The following is a 9,360-nucleotide window of genomic DNA, read 5'->3' as shown; positions in this document are numbered from 1 at the left end:
TGGCTGCCGCGCAGCAGGCTGCGCGAGGCGATGTCGAAGCGCAGCTCGCCGATCTCCACCGGCGCCATCGCCAGCATCGGCAGGCCCGGCGGCACGTTGGCTCGGCGCAGCAGCGCCTGCAGCCGCGCCAGCAGCTCGCGCAACGGGCAGGGCTTGCCGAGCACGTCGTCGGCGCCCATCTCGAGGGCGAGCACGCGGTCGATCTCCTCGTTGCGCGCGGTCAGCAGGATCAGCGGCACGCGGTCGCCCTCGCCCCGCAGCTGACGGCAGGCCTGAAGGCCGCTGAGCCCCGGCAGCGCCGCATCCATCACCACGGCATCTGGCCGCTGGCGGTGCATGCGCCGCAGCAGGTCGGCCGCGGAGTCCATCGCGGTGACCGTCAGACCGTGGAATTCGAGATAGCGGGCGATGGCGCCGCGGGCGGCGGCATCGGCGTCGACAAGGTGCACGTGGTGGGCAGGGTTCATGAACCCATGCTCGCCCCCGACCGTTGCGGCGCTGTGCCGCAACATGTCGGAATGTGTCTGGCCGCGCGGCCGGGGGGGCAGTCGGCGGTCATGCCGCGGCGCGCGCCGGGCGCGGCGCCGGCCCGCGGCAGCCGCGCGCCCAGGGTACGGGCGCGAGCGGCCGGTGCAGTGGCCGTGGCCGGGCCGGTGCCGGGCTGCAGGTAGGAGAGCGCCGCCGCGGTGAGCTTCTCGGACGGGTCGCCGAAAGCGCCGGAGAAGTCTTCCGCCACCGCGCAGGTCGGCGCGATGCCGGCTTCGTAGTCACCCTGGCCCAGCGCGTTGACCGCCTTGAAGTTGACGATGCTGAAGGTGTTGCCGCAGGAGTCGACCGGGTTGAAGCCATAGGGCTTGCCGCAGCTGGTGTCGCCCACGGTGCTCACCTGCTGGGCGTAGGGCCGCAGGCCATTGACGAGCAGCTCGCTGGCCGAGCAGCTGCGCGGGCCGGTCAGCACGACGATCCGGTTGAACACGCCGGCGGCCGAACTGGCCGTCAGCGTGAAGCTGCGGTTGCTGGCCTGCTGCGTCGCGTTGTACTGCAGCGTGGTGAACACACCGCGCGGCCCGAGCACCTCGGATGCGAAGAGGTTGGCGGTGGAGATGCGCCCGCCGCCGTTGTAGCGCAGGTCGATGATCAGGTCAGTGACGCCCGCCGCCTTGATGGCGTTCAGCCGCGTGCTCAGCTCGGGCTCGGCCTGGACGATGAAGTCCTTCAGCACGATGTAGCCCACATTGCCCGGCAGCGTGGCCGAGGCCGGCACCGGCGTGAGTGCGTAGTCGGCGGCCGTGAGCGTGAAGCGCTGCGGCACGCCGTTGCGCTCGATGTCCAGCGTGATCTGCTGGCCGGCGGCGCCGCTGAGCACCGCGAAGTTGCCGGTGATCAGCGTGCTGTCGGGCACGCCGTTGATCGCCTTGATCACGTCGCCACGCAACAGGCCGGCCAGCCCCGCCGGCGACTGCGGCTCGACGTAGCGCACTTTCAGGGGCAACTGGCCTTCCAGGCCGTTGACGGCCACGCCGTAGCCCGTGCTGCGGCCTTCGGCGAAGAACTGGTTGTAGCTGGCGGTGCTCTGGTAGTTGCTCCAGGGGTCGATGCCGTTGGGCACGCCCGGGTAGCTGGTGTACTTCAGGGCCTGGAAGTAGGCGTCCAGCGTCGCGAACCCGGCCGGCTCCGGGTTCGGCGACTGCCCCGTCCAGTAGTACCAATCGAGCATGTAGCTGCGCAGCCAGTCCTTCTGGGCGCTCACGTCGCACGAGGCGGCGCCGCTCGACGAGCCGCCTCCCCCGCCCCCGCAGGCGGCCAACAGCACGGCAGCCGCGATCGAGATCGTGAGCGAAGCAATACGGCGAAACGTCATTCCTACGGCCTCCCTGGCGCGACGACGCACGCACCTTAGCAGCACGGCACCACCACCTACAATCCGACGCTCCCCGCCTTGCACTCTGTTTCACGGCCGCCGGCCGTGCTTGCCTGCGCCATGACCGAACTCGCGAAATCCTTCGAGCCCGCCGCCATCGAGGCCCACTGGGGCCCGCTGTGGGAGAAGAGCGGCGCCTACCGCCCCACGCTGGATACGAACAAGCCTTCGTTTTCCATCCAGCTGCCGCCGCCGAACGTGACCGGCACGCTGCACATGGGCCACGCGTTCAACCAGACCATCATGGACTCGCTGACGCGCTACCACCGCATGCGCGGGTTCAACACGCTGTGGGTGCCGGGAACGGACCACGCCGGCATCGCCACGCAGATCGTCGTCGAGCGCCAGCTGCAGGAGGCCGGCCTCAGCCGCCACGACCTCGGCCGCGAGGCCTTCCTGAAGCACGTGTGGGACTGGAAGCACAGCTCGGGCGCCACCATCACGCGCCAGATGCGCCGCATGGGCGACAGCGTGAGCTGGGAGCACGAGTACTTCACGATGGACGAGAAGCTCTCGAAGGTCGTCACCGAGACCTTCGTGAAGCTCTACGAGGAAGGCCTGATCTACCGCGGCAAGCGCCTGGTGAACTGGGATCCGGTGCTGATGTCGGCCGTTTCCGACCTCGAGGTCGAGAGCGAGGAGGAAGACGGCTCGCTGTGGCACATCGCCTACCCGCTGACCGATGGTAGCGGCGCGCTGGTGGTGGCCACCACGCGCCCCGAGACCATGCTCGGCGACGTGGCGGTGATGGTGCACCCGGAAGACGAGCGCTATGCGGCGCTGGTCGGCAAGACGGTGCGCCTGCCGCTGTGCGAGCGCGACATCCCGGTGATCGCCGATGCCTACGTCGACCGCGAGTTCGGCACTGGCGTCGTGAAGGTCACGCCGGCGCACGATGCCAACGACTATGCGGTGGGCCAGCGCCACGGGCTGCCGATCATCGGCATCCTGTCGCTGGACGCGAAGGTCAACGACCACGCACCCGCGGCCTACCGCGGGCTGGACCGCTTCGTCGCACGCAAGAAGGTGGTCGCCGATCTCGAGGCGCTGGGCCTGCTCGTCGAGGTCAAGAAGCACAAGCTGATGGTGCCGCGCTGCGCGCGCACCGGCCAGGTGGTCGAGCCCATGCTCACCGACCAGTGGTTCGTCGCCACCACGAAGCCGGGCGCGAACGGCAAGAGCATCGCGCAGCAGGCGATCGAGGTGGTCGAGAACGGCTCGGTGAAGTTCGTGCCCGAGCAGTGGGTCAACACCTACAACCAGTGGATGAACAACATCCAGGACTGGTGCATCTCGCGCCAGCTCTGGTGGGGACACCAGATCCCGGCCTGGTACGGCATCGACGGCCAGGTCTACGTGGCGCGCAGCGAGGAGGAGGCGCGCGCCAAGGCCACCGAAGACGGCTACGCGGGCCCGCTGCAGCGCGACCCCGACGTGCTCGACACCTGGTACTCGTCGGCGCTGGTGCCGTTCTCGACGCTGGGCTGGCCGGCCAGGACGGTGGAGCAGGACCTCTTCCTGCCCTCGTCGGTGCTGGTCACCGGCTTCGACATCATCTTCTTCTGGGTCGCCCGGATGATCATGATGACCGTGCACTTCACCGGCCAGGTGCCGTTCCGCCACGTCTACATCCACGGCCTGGTGCGCGACGCGCAGGGCCGCAAGATGAGCAAGAGCGAGGGCAACGTGCTCGATCCGGTCGACTTGATCGACGGCATCGCCCTTCCGCAGCTGCTGGAGAAGCGCACCACCGGACTGCGCCGCCCCGAGACCGCGCCGCGCGTGCGCAAGGACACCGAGAAGGAGTTCCCCGAGGGCATCCCGGCCTTCGGCGCCGATGCGCTGCGCTTCACCTTCGCCTCGCTGGCGAGCCTGGGCCGCAACATCAACTTCGACAGCAAGCGCTGCGAGGGTTACCGCAACTTCTGCAACAAGCTTTGGAACGCCACCAAGTTCGTGCTGATGAACTGCGAGGGGCACGATTGCTCCGACAGCGGCAGCGTCGGCCGTTCGGCGGCCGATCGCTGGATCATCGGCGAGCTGCAACGCGTCGAGGCCGCGGTGGCCCAGGGCTTCGCCGACTACCGGCTCGACAACGTCGCCAACGCGATCTACGGCTTCGTGTGGGACGAGTACTGCGACTGGTACATCGAGATCGCCAAGGTGCAGATCGCCGGCGGCACGCCCGAGCAGCAGCGGGCCACGCGCCGCACGCTGATCCGCGTGCTGGAGGCGGCGCTGCGCCTGCTGCATCCGATCACGCCGTTCATCACCGCCGAGCTGTGGGAGCGCGTCGCACCGGTGGCCGGCACGCACAGCGAGCGCGGCATCGTGGCGGCGCCCTACCCGCAGGCACAGCCGCAGAACATCGATGCGGCGGCCGACGCCTGGGTCGCGAAGCTGAAGGACATCGCCGGCGCCTGCCGCGCGCTGCGCAGCGAGATGGGCCTGCCACCCGGCCAGCGCGTGCCGCTGCGCGCCATCGGCGATGCCGCCTTCCTGCGCGAGGCCGCGCCGCTGCTCACCGCGCTGGCCAAGCTGGCCGAGGTGCAGGTGTTCGACGACGAGGCGGCGTTCGCGCAGGCCACGCAGGCGCTGCCGGTGGTGGTGCGTGGCGAATCACGCCTGGCCTTGCACGTGGAGATCGACGTGGCGGCCGAGCGCGATCGCCTGGGCAAGGAGATTGCCCGGCTCGAGGGCGAGATCGCCAAGGCCAACGCCAAGCTGGGCAACGAGAGCTTCGTGGCCCGGGCGCCGGCGGCGGTGGTGGCGCAGGAGCGTCAGCGCATTGCCGACTTCACGGCGACACGGGACCGTCTGCGAGATCAGCTGGGACGCTTGGGTCTGTCGGCCTGAAGTCGCGCTGCGGCTGCGGCGCGGCGGCGAGCAGTTCGTCGATGCGCCGCGCCACCGCCCAGGCGCTGCGCAAGCGCGACTCGCGCGTGGTGCTGGCCACGCGCGGCGTGATCTGCAGCGTGGTGATGCCAGCCAGCGGCCGGCCGCTGTCCAGCGCACCGGGCTCCATGCTGTCGAACCACGCCGCCGCCATGCGCCCGCTGGCGAGCACGCCGGCCAGGGCCTTCTCGTCGAACAGCGCCGAATGCGCGGTGCTGACCATCACCTGGTTGGGTTTGCAGAAGGGCAGGAAACGGTCGCCCAGCAGGCCCTGGTAGCGGCTGAAGTAGGCCAGCTGGACGCAGACCGCGTCGCAGGTCTCGAGCAGCTCGCGCAGGCCCATGGGCCGCACGCGCCAGCGCTCCCAGACGCTGTCGCTGGCGTGCAGCGACGGGTCGTAGCCCACCACCTTCGAGCCGAAGGCGCCGAGCAGCTGCGACATCGACCGCGCCGCTGGCGGCATGCCCACCAGGCCGACGGTGGCCGCGCCGAGCTCGCGGCCGACCAGCATGCCGTCGCTGCCCACCACCGGCACGCGGCGCAGCATGGACAGCAGCGCGCCGATCATGAACTCTGCTTCGGCCTGGGCGCTGGCGGTCAGGCTGCGCACCACCTCGACGCCGTTGCGGGCGCAGGCGTCGAGGTCGATGTTCTCGGCGCCGGCGCTCACCCGCCCCACGGCGCGCAGCACCGGCGCGTAGTGCAGGGCCTGCGCGTCGATGGCGCAGCTCGGCGGCACGATGATGGCGCGCACGTTGTAGAGCACCTGGCGCAGCGCGCGAGGCTCCAGCGCCAGCTCGGGCGCAAAGCGCACCGCGTGGCGCGACTCGAGCCACTGCATCACCTCGGTCTCGAGAGGTTCAACGACCAGCAAGTCCATGCGTACGAGGGTGTTTCACCAACGGTCCGGTCATCGATGCCCGTGCAAGAATTTGGCTACTGATAACGCATTGTAAGTAAATGAAAGTCACCAAAGCGATCTTTCCCGTGGCCGGCCTCGGCACCCGCTTCCTGCCCGCCACCAAGGCGCAGCCGAAAGAGATGCTGCCCGTGGTCGACAAGCCGCTCATCCAGTACGCCGTCGAAGAAGCCTATGCCGCCGGCGTGCGCGAGATGATCTTCGTGACCGGCCGCCACAAGCGGCCGATCGAAGACCACTTTGACATGACCTTCGAGCTGGAAGTAGCCCTCGAACAGGCGGGAAAGCAGGAACTCCTCGACGTGGTACGCAGTGTCAAGCCCGACGACATGGAGTGCATCTACGTGCGCCAGGCCCAGGCGCTGGGCCTCGGCCATGCGGTGCTGTGCGGCCAGCGACTGGTGGGCAACCAGCCCTTCGCGGTGCTGCTGGCCGACGACCTGATGGTGGGCGAGAAGCCGGTGCTGCAGCAGATGACGGAGCTGTTCGCCGAGTGGCGCGCCTCGATCCTCGCGGTGCAGGAGGTCCCCGCCGAGCACACCCGCCGCTACGGCATCGTCGATGGCACTCCGGTCAACGACCGCCTGATGGACGTGCAGCGCATCGTCGAGAAACCCGCGCCCGAGGCCGCACCGTCGCGCCTGGGCGTGGCCGGCCGCTACATCCTCACGCCCGGTGTCTTCCACGAGATCGCCCACCAGCCACGCGGCGTGGGCGGAGAGATCCAGCTCACCGACGGCATCGCCGGGCTGCTGCGCCGGGAGAAGGTGTTCGCCTACCGCTACGAAGGCAAGCGCTACGACTGCGGCAGCAAGGAAGGCTTCCTGCAGGCCAACGTGGAGCTGGCACTCGCCCACCCGCAGCTCGGGCCCGGGTTTCGCGAGTATCTCAAGTCGCTCGATCTCTGAGCGGGCAACCGGCGCCGGTCAGCGTCGGCGCAGGAAGTGCGTGAACTCGTCGTTCGCGGAAGATTGCTCGACGAGCTCGTTGCCGGTCTGCCGCGCGAAGGCCTGGAAGTCGCGCACCGAACCCGGGTCGGTGGCCACCACCTTGAGCACGTCGCCGCTCTTCATGTCCGCCAGGGCCTTCTTGGCCTTGAGGATGGGCAGCGGGCAGTTCAGGCCGCGGGTGTCGATCTCTTTCTGGGCTTCCATGGCGGGGGGTGCAGTCCGTCGGAAACGAGATTTTACGGTCGCGGCGGCAATTCGATGAATTGCGGGTCATGCCCGCGCGAGCGCAGCCAGTCGGCCAGCGCGTAACCGGTGCCGGCCGGCCAGCAACGCACGTCCTGCGGCGCGAAGAGCTTGTACTCGGCGAGTTCGGGCGAGAGCCGGATCTCGCCGCGCGCCACCACGTGATACGCCACGATCACCTGGTTCATGCGCTGGAAGTCGTACACGCCGATCAGGCTCACCGACTCGACCTCGGTCGAGGTCTCTTCCTTCACCTCGCGGGCGATGCCTTCCTGCGGCGTCTCTCCGGCCTCCATGAAGCCGGTGATCAGCGCGAACATGCGGCCGCTCCAGGCGGCGTTGCGCGCCAGCAGGATGGCGCCGTCGCGGTCGGCCATCTCCACCACGGCGGCGAGCACCGGCGTCGGGTTGTTCCAGTGCGTCCATTCGCAGGCCGCGCAGCGCAGCCGCTCCTTCGCGCCGCCGTCCTCTTCGCGCGCCAGCCACTGCAGCGGCGTGGCGCACATCGGACAGAAGCGGTAGCCCTCCTTCATGCGGGAAACACGCCGGTCGAGAGGTAGCGGTCTCCGCGGTCGCAGACGATGAAGACGATGGTGGCGTTCTCCACCTGCTTCGCGATCTGCAGCGCCACCCAGCAGGCCCCGGCCGCCGAGATGCCGGCGAACAGGCCCTCCTCGCGGGCGAGGCGGCGCGCCATCTCCTCGGCGTCGGCCTGGCTCACCAGGATGGTCTCGTCGACGAAGGCCGGGTCGTAGATCTTCGGCAGGTATTCCTGCGGCCACTTGCGGATGCCGGGAATGCGCGAGCCTTCGCTGGGCTGGGCGCCGATCACGCGCACGTCGCTGTTGCGCTCCTTCAGGTAACGAGAGGTGCCGGTGATGCTGCCGGTGGTGCCCATCGCGCTGACGAAGTGGGTGACGCGGCCGCGCGTGTCGCGCCAGATCTCCGGGCCGGTGGTCTCGTAGTGCACGCGTGGGTTGTCGGCGTTGGCGAACTGGTCGAGCACGCGGCCCTTGCCGTCCTTCTGCATCTGCTCGGCCAGGTCGCGGGCGTACTCCATGCCGCCCGAGCGCGGCGTGAGGATCAGCTCGGCACCGAAGGCCTTCATCGTCTGGGCGCGCTCGATGGAAAGGTCCTCCGGCATGATCAGCAGCATTCGATAGCCGCGCATCGCCGCGGCCATGGCCAGCGCGATGCCGGTGTTGCCCGAGGTGGCCTCGATCAGCGTGTCGCCGGGCTTGATCTCGCCGCGCTCCTCGGCGCGGCGGATCATGCTGATGGCCGGGCGGTCCTTCACCGAACCGGCAGGGTTGTTGCCCTCGAGCTTGCCGAGGATCACGTTGCCGCGCCGATCGTTGTCCTGCCCGGGCAGGCGCACCAGCCGCACCAGCGGCGTGTTGCCGATCACGTCTTCCAGCGTCGGGTAGCGGGGGGTGTTCTCGCTCACGGGGTTCTCCTCGCGGCGATTGTCGCAGGGCGCCCGGCGCCGCGCAGGTCGCGTGACATAATCCTGCCCCTCCAAGGCCTACCAGCGCCCGCACCTGCCGGAGTGGCGAAATCGGTAGACGCAGCAGACTCAAAATCTGCCGAGGGCAACCTCGTACCGGTTCGATTCCGGTCTCCGGCACCAACCCCGAACGCCATGCCCGCCCTGCCGCCGATCACGCAAGCGCTGCTGCTCATCAACGTGGCCTTGTTCGCGGCCGACCTGCTGCTCGGTCACCTGCTGACCGCGCTGTTCGCGCTGTGGCCGCTGGGCAGCGGCCGCTTCATGCCCTGGCAGGTGGTGAGCTACGGCTTCCTGCACGGCAGCTTCGGCCACCTGTTCTTCAACATGCTCGGCCTGTGGATGTTCGGCGCCGAGCTCGAGCGCATCTGGGGCGGCAAGCGTTACCTGCAGTTCTACTTCGCCAGCGTGCTGACCGCCGCGCTGACGCAACTGCTCGTCGGCCTGTTCACCGGCGGCGCACCCACCGTGGGCGCGTCGGGCGGCCTGTTCGGCCTGCTGCTGGCCTTCGGCATGATGTTCCCCAACCGCACCATCATGCCGCTGTTCCCGCCGATCCCGATGAAGGCCAAGACCTTCGTGATGGTGTTCGGCGGCCTCGAGCTGCTGTTCGGCGTGACCGGCACGGCCTCGGGCGTCGCGCACTTCGCGCACCTCGGCGGCATGCTCGGCGGCTTCCTGATGATTCGCTACTGGCGCGGCCAGTCGCCCTTCGGCCGCCGCTGACGCGGCCTTGACGCCCCCTGCAAAGCCCACGCGCCTTGCAGGGCCGGCGCGAAGGATCATGCTGGCGTGTCGCGCGAAGCTGCGCGCGGTTCGCCGGAGTCCGCCATGCTTGCGTCATCGCTGCGCCGAGGATTGATCGTGGCATCGCTGTGCCTGCCGCTGGCGTGGCCGGCGCAGGCGGCGCGCAGCGAGTTCGACG

At 69.3% G+C, this 9,360-nt stretch carries 9 protein-coding genes and 1 tRNA gene; 4 read left to right on the top strand and 6 right to left on the bottom strand.

The annotated features are described in order from the left end of the window. The coding region (locus AB7U92_RS15310) for a response regulator (RefSeq protein ID WP_428578507.1) at window positions 1-467 on the bottom strand (467 nt) is incomplete at its 3' end. After that, window positions 464-1,750: a S41 family peptidase gene (locus AB7U92_RS15305; protein WP_428578504.1), complete on the bottom strand. Its 1,287-nt coding sequence runs from the start codon at window positions 1,748-1,750 to the stop codon at window positions 464-466. The genes AB7U92_RS15305 and AB7U92_RS15310, both read right to left, overlap by 4 nt. Window positions 1,751-1,981: 231 nt before the next feature. Between AB7U92_RS15305 and AB7U92_RS15300 the strand changes: the two genes are divergently transcribed. Continuing rightward, a complete protein-coding gene (locus tag AB7U92_RS15300; protein ID WP_428578502.1) occupies window positions 1,982-4,777 on the top strand; it encodes a valine--tRNA ligase in 2,796 nt (931 codons plus the stop codon). Here AB7U92_RS15300 and AB7U92_RS15295 read toward each other — a convergent pair. Continuing rightward, window positions 4,719-5,696 (bottom strand): NAD(P)-dependent oxidoreductase, encoded by a 978-nt coding sequence (locus tag AB7U92_RS15295; RefSeq protein WP_428578499.1) that lies wholly within the window; start codon window positions 5,694-5,696, stop codon window positions 4,719-4,721. The two genes, AB7U92_RS15300 and AB7U92_RS15295, sit on opposite strands and share 59 nt — an antisense overlap. Before the next feature lie 80 nt (window positions 5,697-5,776). Between AB7U92_RS15295 and galU the strand changes: the two genes are divergently transcribed. Further along, complete coding sequence (gene galU / locus AB7U92_RS15290) at window positions 5,777-6,643, top strand: UTP--glucose-1-phosphate uridylyltransferase GalU (RefSeq protein WP_428578496.1); 867 nt, start codon at window positions 5,777-5,779, stop codon at window positions 6,641-6,643. Between the two features lie 18 nt (window positions 6,644-6,661). Here galU and AB7U92_RS15285 read toward each other — a convergent pair whose 3' ends face one another. From AB7U92_RS15285 to cysM, 3 genes are read right to left on the bottom strand one after another with little or no spacing between them, the layout of a single operon-like run. Beyond that, a complete protein-coding gene (locus AB7U92_RS15285) occupies window positions 6,662-6,889 on the bottom strand; it encodes a sulfurtransferase TusA family protein (RefSeq protein ID WP_428578494.1) in 228 nt (75 codons plus the stop codon). 32 nt (window positions 6,890-6,921) lie between these two features. Then, complete coding sequence (locus tag AB7U92_RS15280; protein WP_428578492.1) at window positions 6,922-7,461, bottom strand: NUDIX domain-containing protein; 540 nt, start codon at window positions 7,459-7,461, stop codon at window positions 6,922-6,924. Further along, the gene (gene cysM, locus AB7U92_RS15275; RefSeq protein WP_428578490.1) at window positions 7,458-8,375 is read right to left on the bottom strand and encodes a cysteine synthase CysM; all 918 of its coding nucleotides are present in this window, start codon (window positions 8,373-8,375) and stop codon (window positions 7,458-7,460) included. The genes AB7U92_RS15280 and cysM overlap by 4 nt, the downstream gene beginning before the upstream one ends. Before the next feature lie 96 nt (window positions 8,376-8,471). Between cysM and AB7U92_RS15270 the strand changes: the two genes are divergently transcribed. Further along, window positions 8,472-8,558, top strand: a tRNA-Leu gene (locus AB7U92_RS15270). A 12-nt stretch (window positions 8,559-8,570) separates the two neighbouring features. After that, window positions 8,571-9,161, top strand: coding sequence for a rhomboid family intramembrane serine protease (locus AB7U92_RS15265; RefSeq protein WP_428578487.1), 591 nt, complete (start codon window positions 8,571-8,573; stop codon window positions 9,159-9,161). The last annotated feature ends 199 nt before the right edge of the window (window positions 9,162-9,360 follow it).

The organism is Piscinibacter sp., from assembly GCF_050175855.1.
GTDB lineage: Bacteria > Pseudomonadota > Gammaproteobacteria > Burkholderiales > Burkholderiaceae_C > Piscinibacter.
This window is presented reverse-complemented; position numbering and strand designations above follow the sequence as displayed.